Annotated in this window: 17 protein-coding genes and 1 pseudogene; 4 read left to right on the plus strand and 14 right to left on the minus strand. The window is 33.1% G+C overall.

Annotation, left to right across the window (positions count from 1 at the left end; all coding sequences use genetic code 11):
* Both A8975_RS06625 and glyA read right to left on the minus strand, forming a co-directional pair.
* Complete coding sequence (locus A8975_RS06625) at window positions 1-1,725, minus strand: FG-GAP-like repeat-containing protein (protein ID WP_134199248.1); 1,725 nt, start codon at window positions 1,723-1,725, stop codon at window positions 1-3.
* 9 nt (window positions 1,726-1,734) lie between these two features.
* The gene (glyA, locus tag A8975_RS06630; RefSeq protein ID WP_129760303.1) at window positions 1,735-3,006 is read right to left on the minus strand and encodes a serine hydroxymethyltransferase; all 1,272 of its coding nucleotides are present in this window, start codon (window positions 3,004-3,006) and stop codon (window positions 1,735-1,737) included.
* Between the two features lie 204 nt (window positions 3,007-3,210).
* Here glyA and fahA point away from each other — a divergent pair, with 204 nt between their 5' ends.
* Window positions 3,211-4,503 carry a fumarylacetoacetase gene (gene fahA / locus A8975_RS06635; RefSeq protein WP_131507066.1) on the plus strand — a complete coding sequence of 431 codons (1,293 nt, stop codon included), beginning with the start codon at window positions 3,211-3,213 and terminating at the stop codon, window positions 4,501-4,503.
* A gap of 92 nt (window positions 4,504-4,595) precedes the next feature.
* Entirely contained in the window at window positions 4,596-5,771 is a 1,176-nt protein-coding gene (locus tag A8975_RS06640) for a hypothetical protein (protein ID WP_134199250.1), read from the plus strand.
* A gap of 94 nt (window positions 5,772-5,865) precedes the next feature.
* Here the strand turns inward: A8975_RS06640 and A8975_RS06645 are convergent, their stop codons facing one another.
* The 4 genes and pseudogenes from A8975_RS06645 to A8975_RS06660 form a co-directional block, all read right to left on the minus strand.
* The gene (locus A8975_RS06645; protein WP_134199252.1) at window positions 5,866-7,086 is read right to left on the minus strand and encodes a hypothetical protein; all 1,221 of its coding nucleotides are present in this window, start codon (window positions 7,084-7,086) and stop codon (window positions 5,866-5,868) included.
* A 266-nt stretch (window positions 7,087-7,352) separates the two neighbouring features.
* On the minus strand, window positions 7,353-8,405 hold the full coding sequence (locus A8975_RS06650; RefSeq protein ID WP_166667452.1) for a T9SS type A sorting domain-containing protein: 1,053 nt from the start codon (window positions 8,403-8,405) through the stop codon (window positions 7,353-7,355).
* A gap of 262 nt (window positions 8,406-8,667) precedes the next feature.
* The gene (locus A8975_RS06655; protein WP_134199256.1) at window positions 8,668-9,420 is read right to left on the minus strand and encodes a T9SS type A sorting domain-containing protein; all 753 of its coding nucleotides are present in this window, start codon (window positions 9,418-9,420) and stop codon (window positions 8,668-8,670) included.
* 257 nt (window positions 9,421-9,677) lie between these two features.
* Window positions 9,678-10,195: pseudogene (locus A8975_RS06660) on the minus strand (VOC family protein).
* Between the two features lie 157 nt (window positions 10,196-10,352).
* On the opposite strand from A8975_RS06660, the gene A8975_RS06665 reads away from it, so the two are divergent.
* Complete coding sequence (locus A8975_RS06665; protein WP_131507233.1) at window positions 10,353-10,628, plus strand: winged helix-turn-helix transcriptional regulator; 276 nt, start codon at window positions 10,353-10,355, stop codon at window positions 10,626-10,628.
* Between the two features lie 76 nt (window positions 10,629-10,704).
* Here A8975_RS06665 and A8975_RS06670 read toward each other — a convergent pair whose 3' ends face one another.
* From A8975_RS06670 to ytxJ, 8 genes are all read right to left on the minus strand, one after another.
* On the minus strand, window positions 10,705-11,253 hold the full coding sequence (locus tag A8975_RS06670; protein WP_134199258.1) for a VOC family protein: 549 nt from the start codon (window positions 11,251-11,253) through the stop codon (window positions 10,705-10,707).
* Between the two features lie 77 nt (window positions 11,254-11,330).
* Window positions 11,331-12,221: a tetratricopeptide repeat protein gene (locus A8975_RS06675; RefSeq protein ID WP_134199260.1), complete on the minus strand. Its 891-nt coding sequence runs from the start codon at window positions 12,219-12,221 to the stop codon at window positions 11,331-11,333.
* A gap of 189 nt (window positions 12,222-12,410) precedes the next feature.
* Window positions 12,411-12,983, minus strand: coding sequence for a cupin domain-containing protein (locus A8975_RS06680; protein WP_134199262.1), 573 nt, complete (start codon window positions 12,981-12,983; stop codon window positions 12,411-12,413).
* 139 nt (window positions 12,984-13,122) lie between these two features.
* Window positions 13,123-13,923, minus strand: coding sequence for a sterol desaturase family protein (locus A8975_RS06685; RefSeq protein WP_134199264.1), 801 nt, complete (start codon window positions 13,921-13,923; stop codon window positions 13,123-13,125).
* 373 nt (window positions 13,924-14,296) lie between these two features.
* Window positions 14,297-15,331 (minus strand): serine hydrolase domain-containing protein, encoded by a 1,035-nt coding sequence (locus A8975_RS06690; protein WP_134199266.1) that lies wholly within the window; start codon window positions 15,329-15,331, stop codon window positions 14,297-14,299.
* A 282-nt stretch (window positions 15,332-15,613) separates the two neighbouring features.
* Window positions 15,614-16,177, minus strand: a complete 564-nt coding sequence (locus tag A8975_RS06695) for a hypothetical protein (protein ID WP_134199269.1) — start codon at window positions 16,175-16,177, stop codon at window positions 15,614-15,616.
* A 243-nt stretch (window positions 16,178-16,420) separates the two neighbouring features.
* Window positions 16,421-17,011 (minus strand): hypothetical protein, encoded by a 591-nt coding sequence (locus A8975_RS06700; protein ID WP_166667453.1) that lies wholly within the window; start codon window positions 17,009-17,011, stop codon window positions 16,421-16,423.
* Between the two features lie 63 nt (window positions 17,012-17,074).
* Window positions 17,075-17,461, minus strand: a complete 387-nt coding sequence (ytxJ, locus tag A8975_RS06705) for a bacillithiol system redox-active protein YtxJ (protein ID WP_134199273.1) — start codon at window positions 17,459-17,461, stop codon at window positions 17,075-17,077.
* A 303-nt stretch (window positions 17,462-17,764) separates the two neighbouring features.
* Here ytxJ and clpB point away from each other — a divergent pair, with 303 nt between their 5' ends.
* Window positions 17,765-20,374 carry an ATP-dependent chaperone ClpB gene (gene clpB / locus A8975_RS06710; protein WP_129760313.1) on the plus strand — a complete coding sequence of 870 codons (2,610 nt, stop codon included), beginning with the start codon at window positions 17,765-17,767 and terminating at the stop codon, window positions 20,372-20,374.
* Window positions 20,375-20,500: the final 126 nt, after the last annotated feature.

The following is a 20,500-nucleotide window of genomic DNA, read 5'->3' on the forward strand; positions in this document are numbered from 1 at the left end:
TTATTGCAATACTACTTTTTTAACAACTTTACGTCCACCTTGCTCTAAGGTAACAAAGTACATGCCTTTAGCTTGTGCTTTAAGGTTGATAGTATGATTTACAGAAGTTAATGTCATTTCGTCTATTAAGCGTCCAGCAACATCATACACTACAGCTTTTGTAGGTTGGGTTACATTAAACACTTGTATCGTTCCTTTAGTAGGATTTGGTGTTAAATGAAAATTAGCTTGAGAAAACTCGTTAGTAGACAAGGTTTCACCTTCAACTAATGTTAGGGTTTGGTTTGGATTTACATTGTAATACATGTCTTCCACTCCACTCAACCAATTTACCTTTATATAATCTATAGTGGTTGCTGTTCCTAATCCAAAAAACTCACTAGCAGAATTCTGACTTAAAAACCCTTCTCCACATAAAGTATACCTATACATCACTTGTCCGTTAGCCATAATTTCAATCCACGAACCAATTCCGTTTTTATTACTGATAACACCTTCGAGCTTTACTTTTAACCAGTTATTAGTACCACCTGAGTTTTGCCATAAGGTATGGTTATCTGGCGACTCGTTCATTACAATAAAATCAGGATAACCATTATTATCAACATCTCCAATGGCATTGGCAAAGCTTCGGTAGTTATCATTTGCAAATCCAGCATTAGAAGGAATTTGAAATATATAACCAGGAACACTCTCATAGAATGCAGAAGTTAACACACCAATATTTGGATTGTTAATCATTCCTGATACATACATATCTAAATCCATATCATTATCAGCATCCAAAAAAATTGCTCCCCAACCTATACTGTGAAACAAGGTTCCTGTATAGTTTGCCATATCAGTAAAGGTACCATCTCCATTATTCTTAAGTAAAAAGTTACCTTCAGAAGTATTGGTTACATATATATCTAACCAACCATCGTAATTATAATCGCCAATAGTTGTAGACATAGCATTAGCGATAATATTAGTTCCTGTTGCAGCACTAGTATCAGTAAAGGTACCATCTCCATTGTTATGGTACATTATATTAGGATTGTTCATTCGGTCATTTGAAATGTAAATATCTAAATAACCATCCTTATCGTAATCAAAAAAGGCAGAGCAAAATGACAAATGCCCAACTGTACTAATTCCTGCAGCTACCGAAACATCAGTAAACGTACCATCTCCATTATTATGGTATAACTGATTAGGAATAATGCCATCATCATCTTTATTAGATATAAATACATCCAAAAAGCCATCATTGTCATAGTCGCCAAAGGAAGCACCATAAGAAATCAATGCTGCATTTGAAAAACCTGCAGAAGCAGTAACATCAGTAAAATTGAAGTTACCATCATTTTGAAACAACTTATTGTTTGCATCTAATCTGGCTACAAACAAATCGTTATCACCATCATTATCATAATCAACCCAAATAACTTGTTTGGAGTGACCATTGACATTAATATTAAAGGTTTCTTCTACAAAAGTGCCGTTATTGTTTTTAAAAAACCGAACAGGATCAACATCTTTAGTTCCAAAAGTTAAATCATCCCAACCATCGTTATCGTAATCAAAAAAGCTTACGCCTCCAAGTCGTACAGTTGAGCCTCCCGAAATATTAATTCCGAGTGCATTGGCTTGTTCTTCAAAAAAAATTTGTGAATGTATAGGTTGAACTACTAAAACAATAGCACAAATGAAAAATACTAATATGTTTCTGTTCAACTTCATTTCATAAATTTAAGAAAATAATGGTCGGTCTTGCATTAACGCGTTAACTTTTTCTCCAACAGCCTCTAAAGTACTTTCGTTATCATGATTTTTGATAACCTCATCAATCAATTCAACAATATACTCCATATCAGTTTCTTTTAATCCTCTGGTAGTAATTGCAGCAGTACCAACACGTATTCCTGAAGTTACAAAAGGCGACTTATCATCAAAAGGCACCATGTTTTTGTTGACGGTTATTTCGGCTTTTACTAAAGCTTGTTCAGCATCTTTACCAGAAACGTCTTTATTTCTAAGGTCAATAAGCATCATGTGATTATCGGTTCCACCAGAAATAATATGGTAATCTCTATCAACAAACGCTTTTGCCATAGCTGCTGCATTTTTCTTTACTTGAAGTATGTAATGCATAAACTCGTCAGTTAAAGCTTCACCAAAAGCAATTGCTTTAGCAGCAATAATATGCTCTAATGGTCCACCTTGATTTCCTGGGAATACTGCCGAATCAAACAACGACGACATTTTACGTAGGTTACCATTTTTCAATTTTAAACCAAACGGATTGTCAAAATCTTCACCCATTAAAATCATTCCTCCTCTTGGTCCTCTTAAGGTTTTATGCGTAGTTGTTGTCACCACATGGCAATGAGGAATTGGGTCGTTAAGAATACCTTTAGCAATCAAACCTGCAGGATGCGATATATCTGCCATAAGAATTGCGCCAACGCTATCAGCAATGGCTCTAAAACGCTTAAAGTCGATATCTCTAGAATATGCCGAAGCTCCTGCTATAATAAGTTGTGGTTGTTCTTTAGTAGCTATGTCTTGTATTTTATCATAGTTTAATACTCCTGTCTCCTCTTCTACACCATAAAACACAGGATTGTATAACTTACCAGAAAAGTTTACTGGCGAACCATGAGTTAAATGTCCTCCATGAGACAAATCAAAACCTAATATTTTATCTCCTGGTTTTAAGCACGCAGCAAAAACCGCTGTATTTGCTTGACTTCCTGAGTGTGGTTGCACATTAGCATAAGCAGCACCAAATAAGGTTTTTGCTCTGTCAATAGCTATTTGCTCAACAACATCAACCACTTCGCAACCACCATAATAACGCTTTCCTGGATACCCTTCAGCATATTTATTGGTTAATACTGAGCCAGCAGCTTCCATAACCTGCTCACTAACAAAATTCTCTGAAGCAATAAGCTCCAAACCATGTAGTTGTCTTTCTTTTTCCTCTTGTATTAGGTCAAATATCTCTTGATCGCGTTGCATAATATTGGGTTTGATTAAAAAATTTATCAAAAATAATAAATACAATCTGTTAAATACACCAAAACCTATATATTTACTATTGTATTTTCAACAATTTATCAACTATATAAAACCAACCTACTTTTTATGGTTTTTATTCAAAAAGATTAAAAAATTTATGTAGGTTTGAATAGATTTTATAAAACTTATAATTAACAATAGCCTATGCCATTATCTGCAAATAATCCTGATAGAACTTCGTGGTTGCACGTTGGAAAGAATTCTGATTTTCCTATCCAAAACATCCCTTTTGGCGTTTTCCTTACTAGAGACGATATCATTACTATTGGTACTCGTATTGGAGACACTGCCATTGACTTGGGAGCATTGCACCAACTAGGTTACTTTGACGATATTCCATTAACAGATGATATTTTTCTTCAAGATACTTTAAACGATTTTATTGCTGATGGAAGAAAAACTTGGAGAGCTGTAAGAAATAGAATTGCCCAAATTTTTGACAGCAACAACACCTCTTTAAAAAACAACAAAAAACATAAAGAAATTGTACTTTTTCGTTTAGACGAAATTGAAATGCAATTACCTGTTCAAATTGGTGACTATACCGATTTTTACTCAAGCATTGAGCATGCTACCAATGTAGGAACCATGTTTCGTGATCCAGAAAACGCTTTAATGCCTAACTGGTTGCACATTCCTGTAGGGTATCATGGTAGAAGTTCTTCTATCATCCCTTCTGGTATTCCTGTGCATCGTCCACAAGGGCAAACCTTACCTGCAGGTAGTGATACTCCTGTGTTTGGACCTTCTAAATTGGTAGACTTTGAGCTAGAAATGGCTTTTATTACTACTGATGCTAACGACCTTGGTGAACCTATTCCAATTGAAGAAGCTGAAGAATACATCTTTGGTTTGGTACTGTTTAACGATTGGTCTGCACGTGATATCCAAAAATGGGAATACGTGCCACTTGGTCCTTTTTTAGCTAAAAACTTTGCATCATCCATTTCACCATGGATTGTAACCTTAGATGCGCTTGAACCTTACAGAGTAGAAAGCCCAAAGCCTTTAAAACCACAATTACCTTACTTACAGTACAAGGGTAAAAAGAGTTATGACATTAACTTAGAAGTATCAATAAAACCTAAAACTGCTAAAGAAACCATAGTGAGCAAATCCAACTTTAAATACATGTACTGGAATATGGTACAACAGTTGGCACACCACACTATTAACGGTTGTCCTGTAAACTCTGGTGATATGATGGGAAGTGGTACCATTTCTGGCCCTACTCCTGACTCTTATGGTTCTATGCTTGAATTGACATGGAGAGGTGAAAAACCATTAAAAATGAAAGATGGTAGCGAACGAAAATTCATTAACGATTACGATACGGTTATCATGAGAGGGTATTGCGAAAAAGATGGTACTCGCATTGGCTTTGGAGAAGTCTCCACGCAATTGCTGCCTGTTTTCAAACCCAAAAAAGTTAAATAATCAACCAACTAATTTTAAGTCCCTCAGCAATGAGGGTTCTTTTTTGGCATCAAAATTGAAAACACTTTTCTATAACCCTAAAATTACAGCTTATGAAACGATTATTACTCCTTTCGGTATTACTTTCAGTATTAGTTTCCTGTAGTGGAAGAAAACAAGTTGAAAAAGCCATAAATACTGGTAATTACAACCAAGCGATTTATGATGCTTTAAAAAAGCTTGAAACCAATAAAAACAGTAAACGTAAACAAGATTATGCGCTTATGCTTCAAGACGCTTACTATAAAGCCAATGAGCGCGATTTAAACAACATAAAGCATCTTAAAAAGGATAACAACCCAGAGCTGTACACTAACATTTATGAGTTGTACCTTGCGCTTAATGCACGTCAGGAAGCTGTAAAACCTGTATTGCCTTTGGTAGTTGATGGTAAAACCATAAACTTTAAGTTTAATGATTATACCAACGATATTATTGAAGCCAGAGAGTTTGCGTCAGACTATTTATATGAAAAAGGCTTAGCGCTTTTAGAAACCGAAGACAAATACAACATTCGTGAAGCGTACAGTATCTATCAATATATTGAAAAGATTAACCCAAACTATGAAGATACCAGAGCTTTAATGCAAGAAGCGCACGAACGTGGAATCCATTATGTGATTGTAACCATACAAAACCAAACCAATCAGGTTATTCCTAAACGTTTGGAAAATGAGTTACTTAATTTTGACACTTATGGTTTAGACCAATTTTGGACCGCTTACCATGCTAATCCAAGTCATGAGATTGACTATGACTTTGCAATGCAATTACAGTTAAAGCGTATTAATATTACACCTGAAAAAATTACAGAACGTCAATTACTACGCGAAAAGCAAATTGTTGACGGTTGGAAATACCAACTAGATAGCAATGGCAATGTGATGAAGGATAGCCTAGGTAACGATATTAAAGTAGATAAAATTGTGACTGTAAAAGCGAGACTGTTTGAGGTATTGCAACGTAAAAGCTCACAGGTGGTTGCCAATGTGGTGTATACCGATTTAAAAAACAATACTACGCTAGATGCGTTTCCTATTGATAGTGGCTTTGTGTTTGAAAACCTGTTTGCAACCTTTAGAGGCGACAAACGTGCTTTAACACGCGAAGACCTAGACCTAGTAAACAACCGTAGAGTGCCATTTCCTAGTAACGAACAAATGGTGTACGATACTGGTGAAGACCTTAAACTACAGCTAAAAAATATTATTAGCGATTTTAATAACTAAATAAAAAACTCCCAGATTGGGAGTTTTTTGTGGTTGAAATTTAAGAAGTTGGCCAGAACAAGCAATTACTTATAGCCATTGTTGTACATAGTATTTACTTTTTTATAAATGGAAGTAATGTTTTTATTATTCTCTCAATTGAACTTATAGATACGTCTTCCTCTTTTTTGTCATCTAAATCATTCATTAAATTCCCGCTATTTCCAAAGTATTTTTCAACCAATTTTTCTTTAATAGCTTGTTTCTTTGGTTCGGGTAATAATTCAATAAATGGGTTAATTGCTGTCAATTCAAGTTCAGCTTTTCGATTGAGCACTTCAAGTTTTCTATGTTTACTTGATTCTCTCGCTGCATAAGTTGCAGGATAAGAAAGTGCAGCTGCAGCTAAAATTCTAATCAATGATTTTGTCCAATCAAAGTTTTCTCCGCTAATATCCCATATAGTGTATATTAGAATTCCAGAAAGACCAATCATAAGAATTATTGCTATTACTCTGAAAACGTCAGCTGTGGTTTTGTGACTGTTTGCTACTTTTTGATAATTTCCTGTAACTGCTTTATCGCTTACGACTCCAACAATTTTTTTAGCTTCTTCAAGTTTAGCTTCTAAATCCTTTATTATTTGGTCAGTACCTGTATTTATTTCGGACTTTAGACTTTCAACTTCGTCTGCTAATGTCTTTTTAGATGTATCGAATTCAGCTCTAAAAGTTTTTCTGTCTTGTTCATAATTCTGTGTTGCAGAAGTTTTTATTGTCTCAAAGTTTGTTTGGAACGACTTGTTTAAGTTTTGTATTTCTAACTCCTTTTGTTTTAAAGTTGTATTTACATTCTCTAAAGCTTTGTCAGTTTCTTCAAGTTTTTTAGATAGAGCGTCAAATTGCTTTTTAAGTTCTTTGTTTTCTGTTTCTAATAGGTCGTATTTCTCCTTTGTGATTTTTTCAAAATTTGCGATGTTCTTTGAAAAGTTAAAGTCGTTTTTCGCAAATGGTAAAGGCAGATTTCGAACTCTTGAGGTTGCTGTGTACAAATGGTTTGTAGCATTCGTTATATGACCTGTATTTTTATTTCCTACGAAAGAGTTTATTTGAGTTAACGAATTTTCAATTTCTTTTGAAATGTTGGTCAATTCTGCTTCTTGGACAATCGTTGGAATTGTAAGTTTTAATCGGTCTTTTAGATAACCAATTGCTGTTTCAAAAAAATTAATGCTGTCAACACCAATTAATTCTCTTAATTCTTTTTCCTCTATTCGAGAACTGATTTGGTCAAGTTTTTCAAATACTTGATGATTTTCAAATTCGGTTGGTGTCATTTCAGATTTCGTTTTTTACATTATGTGCAGTTTAAAAAAGGAAATGGATAGTTTTAAATCATCCATATCCAAAACACAGCAAGATACCAACTCCCAAAACACCACACAATACGTAACGTTACGTAGTTTTCATAAAAAAACTCCCAAAGTAGGGAGTTTTTTTATGTTTCGCTTAATGGCTTTGACTATGTCCGTTGCGTAAAAATCCGCAGGATTTCCCATACAAGGACAAACTAAGCCATAGCTTATTTATAGTGTTAGCAGTGTTATTCTTTTATAAACTTTACTGCGTTTCCATTATTAAATTTTAAAAAATATGTTCCATCAGTAAGATTTTGAACATTGATTTTTTCATTGTTAGAAATAGTTCCTCTATTTATTTCCATTCCTAAAATATTATAAATTATATAATCTTCACTTTCAGTTAAATTGGTTATTTTAATAAAGTTAGCTGTTGGGTTAGGATAGACTTTAATTGCAACATTATCTGAAGAGAGATTGTCAATTGATAACGTAAGATCTGTATACTTAGAAATTTTGTTTCCACTAAATTCAGAGATGTATAAATCATCTCCATCAAATACAAGCCCAGAAGGGTTATTTAAGCCTGTTGTTATCACACTTGTTATTGTTGGGTTTGTTGCTGTGATATCAATTTTTGAAATTGTATTTCCACCAAATTCAGAGATGTATAAATCATTTCCTTTAAGAACAATACCTTCAGGATTAGCTAAACCTGTTATCACATCTGTTGCAACTGGATTTGTTGCTGTAATGTCAATTTTTGAAATTCTATTTCCACTATATTCAGCGATGTATAAATAGTTTCCATTAATAACAAGTCCATAAGGGTTATTTAAGCCTGTTATTACATCTGTTGCAACTGGATTTGTTGCTGTAATGTCAATTTTTACAATTTTATTTGCATTACCTTGAGCGATGTATAAATCATCTCCATCAAATACAAGTCCAGAAGGGTTAGTCAAACCTGTTACCACTTCTGTTGCAACTGGATTTGTATCTGTAATGTCTATTTTTAAAATTTTATCTCCATGATATTCAGCAATGTACAAATCATTTCCTTTAAGACATATTCCATAGGCACTATTTACTGAAATCACATCTGTTACAACTGGATTTGTAGCTGTAATGTCAATTTTTGAAATTTTATTTCCATTATATTCAGAAATGTATAAATCATTTCCGTTAAGAATAATATTATTTGGTGTGTTTAATCCTGTTGTAACTACATCATTTAATTGTGCATTAATTTTATTTATACTCAAAATAAAAATTGCTAAAAAGTAAATTTGTTTCATAATTGGTAAATATTTGGGGTTTAAATGTTTGCTAAAATAAAAATATGGGTCGTTTTCATTACCCATACAAATTGCTGAGCGAAATTAATATTTTAAAATTTTATACACGTAATACCGTTACGTAATTTTCATAAAAAAACTCCCAAAGTAGGGAGTTTTATGTTTCGCTTAATGGCTTTGACTATGTACGCTGCGGAAAAATCTGCAGGATTTCGCATATAAGGACAAACCCAACCATAGCTTATTTACAGTGTTAGCAGTGTTATTCTTTTATAAACTTTACTGCGTTTCCATTATTAAATTTTAAAAAATATGTTCCATCAGTAAGACTTTGAACATTGATTTTTTCATTGTCAGAAATTTTACCATGAGTGATTTCTGAACCTAATACATTATAAATACTATATGTTGCTTCATTTTTTAAGCCTGAAACTTTAATGTATTCGGACGCAGGGTTTGGTAATACTTTTATGTTATTGGAAACTTTAAACGTATCAAGACCTAATGTGTCATCTGAAATTGAAACTGAAAATTTGGCATCTGTTGAAGATAAACTAGCTCCATCACGAAAAGTATTACCTCCAGAATATCCATTAGTAAAATCAGCAACAATACTCATACCTGTATCTATGGTAAATTCAAAAGTATACTGGTTGCCTTGAGTTATATTTACATTACCAGTAACATTTATTCTAATAGGGTCGTTTACTTGACTAATGGTTATTTGAGGATAGGCTTGCGTATATATAGGTGTTCCACTAACCGAATTACCATTATACACTTTAAGCGTACCAGCTGATATTGTACCTGTTGTACCTGCAAGGAGTTGAACGTATTCTAAAGCTCCACTACACTCTGCAGTAAAGCCTTGACCTATAGACCAATTTGCAGTACTTTCCCAAGGGAATGCAAATTGAGGGTTATTACTTATAACACACTGTGCTGTTAAATTTTGTGATAAAAACGTGAAAGCTAGAATTAAGGTTGTTTTAATAAGTAGGTAATTTTTTTTCATTTGTAATTGTTTTTAATAGTTAATATTTGGGGTTTAAAATGTTTGCTAAAATAAAAATATGGGTCGTTTTCATTATCCATACAAATCGCTGAACGAAATTAATATTTTAAATTTTTATACACGTAATACCATTACGTAATTTTCATAAAAAAACTCCCAATTTGGGAGTTTTTATAGTGGTTAAGTTTTGTAAGATTAGTTTATTTTAACTCTTTTGGCTTATTTCTTATATACTCACATTTTTTTAATACGACGTTTTATTGCTTATGTGCATAAGCACCAGACGAATAGGTTAACTCGTAACTGTGTGTGTAAACCTCAAAAACAATCCCAAAAGGGTCTTCGACATAACACATTTTTACGGTTTATCGTTTGGATAGTACTCTCTAATTGGCATTCGTTGTTTTCCGCCAGCAGCTACTATTTTTTCAATTAAACCTTCAATATCAGGATCTTGAACACAAAAATGAAATAAACCAGTGTTAAACGGATTAAACTCTGGTGCTTCTTTTTTACCATGTGGAAAACTAAAAAGCTCCACTCCTATTCCATCAGATGTGGCTAAGTGAGCAATTTCAAAAGTGTCCCAATCGTTACCAAACACATCAATACACATTTGTCCAATGGCAGTATCGGTTTCTTTTTTAACTTCAGAAGGTGGCATAATGGTATACCAACCCATTACTTCAGAATAAAACTTTGCAGCTTTATGAATATCAGGTACTGTAATACCTATATGCGAAAATGATTTTGGATAATTTTTAATAGATGTCATAAACTTTATTTTTAATGGCAAAATTAATTTATATTTGCATTATAGGCAATAACTTACCAAAAAGTAGCATAGTTACCAAAAAGAGTAAAATGCTAATTATCAATATAATAGAATTTAAATTTTGAATAAAGAACTGCACTGCCCTTTGAATTACACCATGAATTTAATAGGCACAAAATGGAAACCTTTAATATTATTTCATTTGCTAGAAGGTGGATTACGCTCAGGCGTTTTGCAAAAGAAAATTCCTGGTATCTCTAATAAAATGTTTACCCAAACTGTGAGAGAGTTAGAGCACGATGGACTTATTACAAGAAAGGTATTTCCTGTAGTGCCTCCTAAAGTTGAGTATCGATTGAGTGAAAGAGGACAATCGTTAGAAACTATTTTAAGAGGATTAGACGAATGGGGTTTAGAGGATTGTAAAAAGTAGCTACAAAAAAAACACCCGAATTGGGTGTTTTAAGATGGGTTAGTTAAAAAGTATCAACAAAAGATTACCCTCGTTTTTATTTTAAATTGAGTTGCCAAGACACACCAAACTGATCTTCGACAAATCCAAATTTCTGACTGAAACCGTAGTTGTTTAATGGCATCATCACTGTTCCGTTTTCTGATAGTTTTGTGAATAATTCTTCTAGTTCACTGTTATCCTTACACTCTACAAAATTAGAAACTGCTGGAGTAAATCCCCAATCGTGTATTGCAGGACTATCGCTACACATAAACTGTTTTCCGTTTAAACTAAATGTTGCATGCATTATTGTTCCTTCCTGTCCTGGAACATCTTTTCCCCAACGTTTTACATCTTCAATTTTAGAATTATCAAACAAGTTTATGTAAAAGTTCATGGCTTGTTCGGCATCTCCTTTTTGAAAGGTTAAAAATGTAGCTATTTGGTTGGTTGTAGTTTTTATATTGTCTTTGTACAACTGCTTTATACTGTCTAGTTCAGTTTGCAACTGGATTAACTCCTCTTTGGTTTTACTGGTTTTCTCATTGTTTGAGCAACTTAACGTTAGTGTAAATACTAAAAGTAACAGTGTAAATTTATTCATGATTACATTTTATCTTAAGCTAAGATAGAGCGTATAAAATTAGATACAAAACACAGAGCATATAAGTGTATTAACTTTTAAAACTTTATGTTGTGTTCTTTTATAAATTTTTCAGCACTATAATCCTCTTTATAATTTAAGGCTTGTAATATTTTTTTTGCTGTTTGGATATCTTTATTAAACCCTTCAATTCCAAGATACAAATACTTAGCATAGAGAAATTGAGCATACTCTTTACTTGAAGGGTCACTGCCTTTATCATTAACTGCAGCCACTAGATAATCGTTAGCTGTTTTTTGGTCTTTAACAACATCACCTTTTCCTTCTCTGTAAATAACACTAACTGATGTAAGTGCTTGGGAGCGTAAGTGACTTTTTACTTTAACATACCACTCGACAGCTTTAGAATATTTTTGTTTGTTTGTAAAGGCATTTGCAAGTACAATTGCAGCTTCGTTATGACCTAACTGATGCGCTTTAGATAGATAATCTTGAAACTTTTGGAAATCTGGTTTAAAATTAAAATCACTATGGAACCTACTGGTCGAATCATAAAGCAATCCTAAATACCAATTAGCATCGGCATTACCTGAATTAGCAGCATATTTTACTAAACCTAAGCTTATTTCACAATCATTACATTTTTCGGTTATAGGGTTATATACTGGTATATATCTACCTTCACGCATTGCTTTATAAATAGGATAAAGCACATCAACTTCTTGCAAGGCTTTACGGTTATTATTGACACAATTAAACTTTTCCTTTTCTTTTGAAACAAATTGTAAATGAGACCATATTTCCTTAAAAGTTGTATCGTAATCTATAAGTCCTTTTTTGTTTTTTTCAAGAGTTTGATTTAATTTGGTTTGAAACCTTTGTTCACTACTACTTTGAGCAAAAAGTGAATTGTGAACACTAAATGAGCTTAGCAATATCGTTATAATAATTATTCTAATGTGTTTCATTGTTTTTATTTTAAATTACATTATTACAAGTAATTATATCTGTTTATAGTAACATCACGAAATTAATTTTTTTTAAGCATAAAATCAATTTGTAACTGTACTAACACAAAAACACCCATTTTGAATGTTTTTTTAATGTGTTTATTTTGTCTAATACCTCTCAACTATAGAGTGATAAAGGGACTAGATTTAAACAAATTTTAATTTATACTTTGCACAAATATCAGTAACCTTTTTCATGTCTGGAGGTCCACTAGGTAATTGCGATAATTCTGAAAACATATCCTCTAATCCAGCTGGAAAAATACTTAACATTGCCTTAGCTTTTTCATCGCCTACAACTCTCCAAGAATGTGGTACACCTTTAGGGCAAAAAATTAAATCGCCAGCTTGCAGAACAGTAGTGGTATTGTCTATGCTCATTTCAACCTTACCAGACAGTACTTGAAATACTTCATCTTCGTTTTCATGAACGTGAGGCGGAATTCCTACTCCAGGGTCATTGTTTTGTTCTATTAATGTAAATTGTCCATTAGTAACTTTTCCTGTTAGCTTAATAGTTTGATTATCGCCCAAAACATTCAACGCATCACCATTATCATTAGTAACTATTTTATGCTCTAAAGAAGGCTTTTCTTTAACCTCTGAAGATTCGCTTTCAGCCTCTTTTGTCGATTCTGTTTTACAAGCATTAAGCATAGGTATCATTGAAAATGCTCCAATACCAACTGCTGTAGACTTTAAAAATTTTTTACGGTTCATACTATTATATTGATTGGTTAGTGTATCAAGACTATTTATTATCTATGCTAAGCAATTTAACACTTAAAAACCACATAGTCAACACATCACAAATCAAAACCCATAAAACACCATTAGAATATCAGGTTAAAACGCGGTTTTATTTTCTTTTAATATTTATAAATGGACTTTTCATTAAATAGAGAAAGGACTGTTTTTTTTCTTCTTCAAATTCAATTAAGCCATAGTTCATTTGTGCAGTAGGAATTAGTTTAAACGTTCCAAAAATTCGGTCCCAAATGATAAAAATATCTGCAAAGTTTGAGTCTGTATAAAATTGTTCTTGGTGGTGATGCACTCTATGATGATCTGGCATCACAAAGATTAAGCCTAGTGTAGTATTTAACCATTTAGGGTAATTTAAATTTGAATGTTCTAAAAAGAAGAAAATGTAAACTATGAAATAGTAAAAAGCCAATGCTGTTACATCTAATCCAAAAATTCCTGCTGCTACAATATTACCGCCTTGGTAAATAATTGCGAGCTCAATAGGATGAAACCTAAATGTTGTTGAAGAGTCCATAGTTGTATCACTGTGGTGCACTCTATGCAATCGCCATAAAAGAGGAACTTTGTGCGACGCTCTATGTAACCAATATGTCGCAAAATCAAAAAGCATTACACTTAAAATTAGTTTTATCCAAAACGGTATATCAAATAAAAAAAGAAGTCCTATTTCATGAGAGTTAAGCCACTCAATACAATAGACTAAAATAGAAATGAAAAATAAGTTAATTGCAAAAAATACTATTTGAAAAAGAATGTTTTGTAATAAATGGATTCCGCGTTTTTTGAAAGAAAAAGGGTTGTCTAACAGCTGTTCGAGCGTAAAGAAAAAAGCCAACAAACCGATTATTATATAGTTGGGATCTACATTTAAAATTGCATCTAAAATTTCCATAATTCTATGTTTTTTTCAGCTTGTATGTAGTCTTATAAAAATATGGATTGTTTTTAATTATCTATATCAACCACCAAGCTAAGTTAGCATTTAAAAGCCACATAATCAACACATCACAAAATAACACCAATAAAAAACACCCAAAATGGGTGTCTTTCAGGTTGGTTAAAAAAAGCGTCAACGAAACATTTATAGCATAGGCTACAAATAGTATTTTAATGTCTTAAGGTTTTTAAATTATTCGATTTATACATCTAGAATAGAGCAATATACATACTCTCCAAACACCAGACAATACGTAACGTTACGTAGTTGAACCAAAAAAACACCCTACTTGGGTGTTTTCACTAATTGTTTTAATGCTTATCTAACTCTATTCTGTTTTGTCTTTGCTTATTATTTTTTTAATTCTGCTGTTCACTATTTCCGATAGGTTCCAGTTGTAGAGTTTTGGATCGGTTGTACTGTAAAACTGTACTACCACAGCATCAATATCTTTGTAGTATTTAGCAAAACTTTGATATCCTGGAACCCAACCAGAGTGTTCGTATTCATATATAGAACTATAAATGTCCTGTTCTCCCTCTTTAAATAGTGAACCATCATTCAATGCTCTTAAAAATGTACCTACATCTTCTGCAGTGGCTACCATACCGCGTTCGTCCTCTTTTAAATCATAAGGATACCCAACATGATAACCACTCATTACATCATCAATATTGACTTCGCTTAACGAACCAAACGTATTGTTAAGCTTTAATGGTATTAATACTTCCTCTTTTATAAATTGATAGTTTGGATACCCTAAAGCATCGTCCATAATCTTATTAATTAACAAATAATTGGTGTTGCAATACTCATAGTCCTCATCTGGTTTAAAATTGGCTGGTGTATCCAAAATCAACGCAAGACTTTCTTCATAGCTAGTTGCTGGATTTCCCCAAAAGTTTGGCGTATCAGTAAAATTAGGAATCCCACTTCGATGCTGAATCATTAATCGTAAAGTTATTTTATCGGCATTTTCAATTCGTCCTACAAGTTCTGGTAGGTAATCTGCAATGGTTTTATCTAATGAAAGCCTACCATCGTTGACCAACTTAGTAACAGCAACAGCATCGTACAACTTGCTAATACTGGCAATTTTAAAAAGTGCATTGGGTTTAGCTGGTATTTTAGTATCTCTATTGTGCCAACCAGAAGCAAAATACTGAGGTGGCTTGTTGGCTTGGTCTACATACACAACCATTCCGTCAAACCCATGACCTATGGCTTCGTCTAGCTGTTCTTGAACCGTATTTGGTAATGGAAGTATCCAAGCTTTTACCAATAACCATGGTACAAAAAACAATGAGGTTACAGTCCCAACAAGTAAAATGACCCTTAGTATTATGGTTTTCTTTTTGCTCATAGTAGTATGTGTTAGTGTTAGTTATTTACACTTGCAAAAGTCTATTACTTTGGTAAGAATTAAAATTAATAATTCCTGAATTGTTAAATGGTTTTGATGAAATGTCATAAACCCAATATATTTTGTTGCTTACTTATCAACAAACCGAAACGAATTTAACTTTTATAAACCACAAAATCAACACATCGCAACATAGCATCAATAAAACACACCCTTGTTGGGTGTGTTTTGGGTAACAGTCTCATATAACCACATACAGTTACACATTTTTGTAACTAATTTTTATCTCATCCATCCTTCTACTATATAATTTCGCTCTGTTATTTTGTAATCCTTACTACCATTTAGAGGTTCGAACCATAATTCAATTCTCGCTCCATATTTATCTCCCCAAGAACCTTCATAAATCATGATTTCACCAGAATATAATTTAGATTCGAGATTTTCTACATTGACTTTAGACTTAATTTTCATTCTATCTGCTGAAAGGTGGTCATTAGAAGTCACTTCAAATGCTTTTATGTAAAAGTTTCCTTTTTCAGTCGATTTATAATTTGTAAAGTAAATATAAATTCCTGGTTGAAAAGATGAAGCCAAAACCAAATCAAATTTCCCAAAGTCATTTTCAGTTGGTTCTTTTTCTAAGGGTTCATAAATCTCAATGTCTTTTGGAATTTCTTTGTTTACTCCGTAGTAGTCTGGTGGAGAAAAAGTAAAAATGATTGATACAAAAACAAATAAAAATCCTGAAATCAGTATTTGTGGGATTAAGAAGTACCACTTTTTAATAACTATTTGAACAATTGCTGATACTATATTTCCTATAATATTTAGAAAAAATAACATCAGAGAAAAATTAATTATTGAGTCGCTTTTCAAAACTTCTCCAAGTTGAAATGCCATCAAAGGAATCAAATACAACAAAATTGGAATCCACCAAACTTTGAAGTATTTAAAAAAGATGTTTTTGACTTTCCCTAAGCTCATTTTAATTCAGGACGATAATTTTTTTTTAGGCGAGAACAAGCAATTACTTATAGCTTTTTTTAATAAACGTTTTTTATTCTTTTGGTATTGCTTAATTAGATTCTAACGCTTTTGGTCAACCATTTTCCAATAAACTTCATAAAAATCTTTCTTTTCTGGATTGTGGTGTTTTATCAACTCTCCAAAGAGATTAGTTATTGCGATTTTTTCTTCAGTTTGTTCCGTCAAAACGTCTCTTTCTTTTTCATCTAATATCATAACAGATGCGTAAATATGTTTCCATTCCTCTAGTCCGTTTGTAAAAACTGTATATTTTTTTCCGTTTGACAAAAGGTCTATATTATTCCACATTAGTATTGGGTGATTTCTGTTACTCGGAAAAATTTCCTTATCCCATTTCCCAAATTTATCATACATCACTTTATGAGTGTAAAAAGCAGAATATACACACTCATATCTAATTTCATTAATTTCTGTAGTGTCTATACCATTTACAGCAACATATTTTTCATTCAAAATTTCCGTATACTTATTCTTGTAAATTTCCGGACATTTCACTTCCCTAATTGCCGTTTTAGATGAAGAACAACTAAAAAAAATAGAAAGTATGATTGTTATATATATACCTTTCATAGACTTGGTTCTAATATTTGCTAACTCTTTAAAATATATAAATTGCTTTTTATAACCCATATCGAGAGTTAAACGAAGTTAGCATTTAAAAATTAAAAATCTATACGTAACGTTACGTAGTTTTTAAGTAAGAGTATTCAAATCCAAATCGTTAATAGCACCATGCGAAGCAGCAGTAACCACTACTCCATTTTTTACCACTAGTAATTGTGGAGATTCATGAAATACATCAAAACGTTGCGCTATCGCATTGGAGATGTCTCGATAGGTCAATAAATCTAAATAGTACAAATCCACATCGTCACTGTTAAAAGGATATTGCGCTTCAAACTGTCGCATAACCATTCGGCTAATACCACATCGTGTAGAGTGCTTAAAAATAAGTTGTGGTTTGGTTTTAGACTTTTCTTCTATAAAACCTAATTGTTGTATATCGTCTAAAAATATCCAAGGCAATACCTTTTCATCTTTAGGTTCTGAAGAGCCAAATATGTTTTTTAAAAATCCCATAACATTTGTTTTTTTCATTCCGTCTCGATACGGAATTCATACATTATACTACTAAGTCGTTCAAAAATTAAAATCTTACAAACTGACTAAAAGTCACGCTGTAACTGCTCCAAAACGACATTTTGTCTCACAAAACGTATTGGTAAGATTATTGACTTATACACGTTGAAAACAAAAATAACACAATTAGTCACTTCGAGTGATTTTTTAAAAAAATTGTATCGATAAGTACATTAGGTCTCGATACTAAATTCTTATCAGAATTTCACTCGACCTGACAAAAGAAAGGAAAAATTTAAACACATGAACTTTAATAATTATACAATAAAATCACAAGAAGCGATACAGCAAGCACAACAGCTTGCCCAAAGCTTACAACATCAACAAATAGAAAATGAGCATATTTTTAAAGCCATTACGCTTGTTGATGAAAACGTATTACCATTTATCTTAAAAAAGCTAAATGTAAACGTTCAGACCCTACAACAGGTTTTAGATAAGCAATTGGAAAGTTTACCTAAAGTATCTGGTGGTGACATTATGCTTTCTCGCGAAGCTGGAAAAAGCCTTAACGAGGCAGCAATTATTGCTAAAAAAATGAATGACGACTATGTGTCTGTTGAGCATCTTATTCTTGCTGTATTTAAGTCTAACAGTAAGATTGCACAAATGCTAAAGGACCAAGGCGTTACTGAAAAAGACCTTGTAAAAGCCATTGATGAGCTACGTCAAGGTGATCGAGTAACGTCTCAAAGTCAAGAAGACACTTACAACTCGTTAAACAAATACGCTAAAAACCTAAACCAATTAGCCAAAGACGGAAAATTGGATCCTGTTATTGGTCGTGATGAAGAAATACGTAGAATTCTTCAAATTTTATCACGTCGCACCAAAAACAACCCAATTCTTGTTGGTGAACCTGGGACTGGTAAAACCGCCATTGCCGAAGGTTTAGCACATAGAATTGTAGATGGTGACATCCCAGAAAACCTAGTTGATAAGCAAATATTTGCCTTGGATATGGGAGCACTTATTGCTGGTGCTAAATACAAGGGTGAGTTTGAAGAGCGACTAAAAGCGGTTGTAAAAGAAGTAACCACAAGCGAAGGCGACATTGTACTTTTTATTGACGAAATTCACACACTTGTTGGTGCTGGAAAAGGAGAAGGCGCTATGGATGCTGCCAACATTTTAAAACCTGCGTTAGCACGTGGTGAGTTACGTGCTATTGGTGCTACAACGTTAGACGAGTACCAAAAGTATTTTGAAAAAGACAAAGCTCTTGAAAGACGTTTTCAAAAAGTAATGGTTGATGAACCTGATACCGAAAGTGCTATTTCAATACTTCGTGGTATTAAAGAAAAGTACGAAACACATCATAAAGTACGTATTAAAGACGAAGCGATTATTGGTGCTGTTGAATTATCAGAGCGTTATATCACCAACCGTTTTCTTCCAGACAAGGCCATTGACCTAATGGATGAAGCTGCATCTAAACTACGTATGGAAATCAATTCAAAACCAGAAGAACTGGATGTTTTAGACAGAAAAATCATGCAGTTGGAAATTGAGATTGAAGCCATAAAGCGTGAGAAAGACGAAGCTAAATTAAAGTCTTTACGTTCAGATTTAGCAAACCTAAAAGAAGAACGTAACGAAATTTACGCCAAGTGGAAAAGCGAAAAAGAAGTGGTTGACAATATTCAAAATACCAAACAGGCTATTGAAAACTATAAGCTAGAAGCTGAACGTGCCGAACGCGAAGGCGATTATGGTAAAGTAGCTGAAATTCGCTACGGAAAAATTAAGGAAGCCCAAGAATCGTTAGATAAACTTCAAAAAGAACTTCAAGAGAATCAATCTGGAAACTCATTGATTAAGGAAGAAGTCACTTATGATGATATTGCCGAAGTAGTTGCAAAATGGACAGGAATTCCTGTTACCAAAATGCTACAAAGCGAACGTGAAAAACTACTAAAGCTTGAAGACGAATTACACAAGCGTGTGGTTGGACAAGAAGAAGCTATTGCTGCTGTAAGTGATGCTGTAAGACGTAGTCGTGCAGGTTTACAAAACCCGCAAAAACCTATCGGAACCTTCTTGTTTTTAGGAACCACAGGTGTTGGTAAAACCGAATTGGCTAAAGCATTAGCTGAATATCTGTTTGATGACGAAAATGCGATGACGCGTATAGATATGAGCGAATACCAAGAGCGTCACGCAGTAAGCAGATTGGTTGGTGCGCCTCCAGGATATGTAGGTTATGATGAAGGCGGACAATTGACAGAAGCCGTAAGACGCAAACCGTATTCTGTAGTATTATTGGATGAAATTGAAAAAGCGCATCCAGATACCTTCAACATCTTATTACAAGTACTAGACGAAGGACATCTAACAGACAACAAAGGACGTTTAGCAGATTTTAAAAACACGATAATCATTATGACTTCAAATATGGGAAGTCATGTGATACAAGAGCGTTTTGAAGCTACAAAAGATATTGATGCTGCTATGGAAGCTGCAAAAGTAGATGTGTTAGCCTTATTAAAACAATCGGTAAGACCAGAGTTTTTAAACCGTATTGATGACACTATTATGTTTACGCCTTTAAGTAAGGAAAACATTACAGCTATTGTTGGTTTACAACTAAAAGGCATTACTAAAATGATTGCAAAACAAGGCATCACTTTTGACGCAACACCTGAAGCTGTTGAGTATTTAGCTGAAAAAGGTTATAATCCAGAATATGGTGCACGACCTGTAAAACGCGTAATACAAAAAGAAGTATTAAACGAGTTAAGTAAAGAAATACTATCTGGAAAAGTATCTACAGACAGTATTATTTTACTGGATGCTTTTGATGATAAATTAGTATTTAGAAACCAAGGGGATTTAGTTTCAGAAGAATACTAAACACTGTAACAAATGTAGTTTTAAAACGTCTTTATATTGGTTGGTTAGTGAAAGCAGCACAAGTCTTTGATTAGAGGAGTGTTGCTTTTTTTTTGTAACATTTTTAAGCATCTATACACTAATTAA

The organism is Meridianimaribacter flavus (genome assembly GCF_004366715.1).
GTDB lineage: Bacteria > Bacteroidota > Bacteroidia > Flavobacteriales > Flavobacteriaceae > Gaetbulibacter_B > Gaetbulibacter_B jejuensis.

What these genes read in the sequence shown, in the direction of transcription:
- glyA (WP_129760303.1), bottom strand. Translation starts at nt 3,006, where the DNA reads ATGCAACGCGATCAAGAGATATTTGACCTAATACAAGAGGAAAAAGAA.
- A8975_RS06680 (WP_134199262.1), bottom strand. Translation starts at nt 12,983, where the DNA reads ATGAACCGTAAAAAATTTTTAAAGTCTACAGCAGTTGGTATTGGAGCA.
- A8975_RS06670 (WP_134199258.1), bottom strand. Translation starts at nt 11,253, where the DNA reads ATGAATAAATTTACACTGTTACTTTTAGTATTTACACTAACGTTAAGT.
- A8975_RS06675 (WP_134199260.1), bottom strand. Translation starts at nt 12,221, where the DNA reads ATGAAACACATTAGAATAATTATTATAACGATATTGCTAAGCTCATTT.
- A8975_RS06665 (WP_131507233.1), top strand. Translation starts at nt 10,353, where the DNA reads ATGAATTTAATAGGCACAAAATGGAAACCTTTAATATTATTTCATTTG.
- A8975_RS06685 (WP_134199264.1), bottom strand. Translation starts at nt 13,923, where the DNA reads ATGGAAATTTTAGATGCAATTTTAAATGTAGATCCCAACTATATAATA.
- A8975_RS06640 (WP_134199250.1), top strand. Translation starts at nt 4,596, where the DNA reads ATGAAACGATTATTACTCCTTTCGGTATTACTTTCAGTATTAGTTTCC.
- A8975_RS06690 (WP_134199266.1), bottom strand. Translation starts at nt 15,331, where the DNA reads ATGAGCAAAAAGAAAACCATAATACTAAGGGTCATTTTACTTGTTGGG.
- A8975_RS06655 (WP_134199256.1), bottom strand. Translation starts at nt 9,420, where the DNA reads ATGAAAAAAAATTACCTACTTATTAAAACAACCTTAATTCTAGCTTTC.
- ytxJ (WP_134199273.1), bottom strand. Translation starts at nt 17,461, where the DNA reads ATGGGATTTTTAAAAAACATATTTGGCTCTTCAGAACCTAAAGATGAA.
- A8975_RS06625 (WP_134199248.1), bottom strand. Translation starts at nt 1,725, where the DNA reads ATGAAGTTGAACAGAAACATATTAGTATTTTTCATTTGTGCTATTGTT.
- fahA (WP_131507066.1), top strand. Translation starts at nt 3,211, where the DNA reads ATGCCATTATCTGCAAATAATCCTGATAGAACTTCGTGGTTGCACGTT.
- A8975_RS06695 (WP_134199269.1), bottom strand. Translation starts at nt 16,177, where the DNA reads ATGTTATTTTTTCTAAATATTATAGGAAATATAGTATCAGCAATTGTT.
- A8975_RS06645 (WP_134199252.1), bottom strand. Translation starts at nt 7,086, where the DNA reads ATGACACCAACCGAATTTGAAAATCATCAAGTATTTGAAAAACTTGAC.
- clpB (WP_129760313.1), top strand. Translation starts at nt 17,765, where the DNA reads ATGAACTTTAATAATTATACAATAAAATCACAAGAAGCGATACAGCAA.
- A8975_RS06700 (WP_166667453.1), bottom strand. Translation starts at nt 17,011, where the DNA reads ATGGGTTATAAAAAGCAATTTATATATTTTAAAGAGTTAGCAAATATT.
- A8975_RS06650 (WP_166667452.1), bottom strand. Translation starts at nt 8,405, where the DNA reads ATGAAACAAATTTACTTTTTAGCAATTTTTATTTTGAGTATAAATAAA.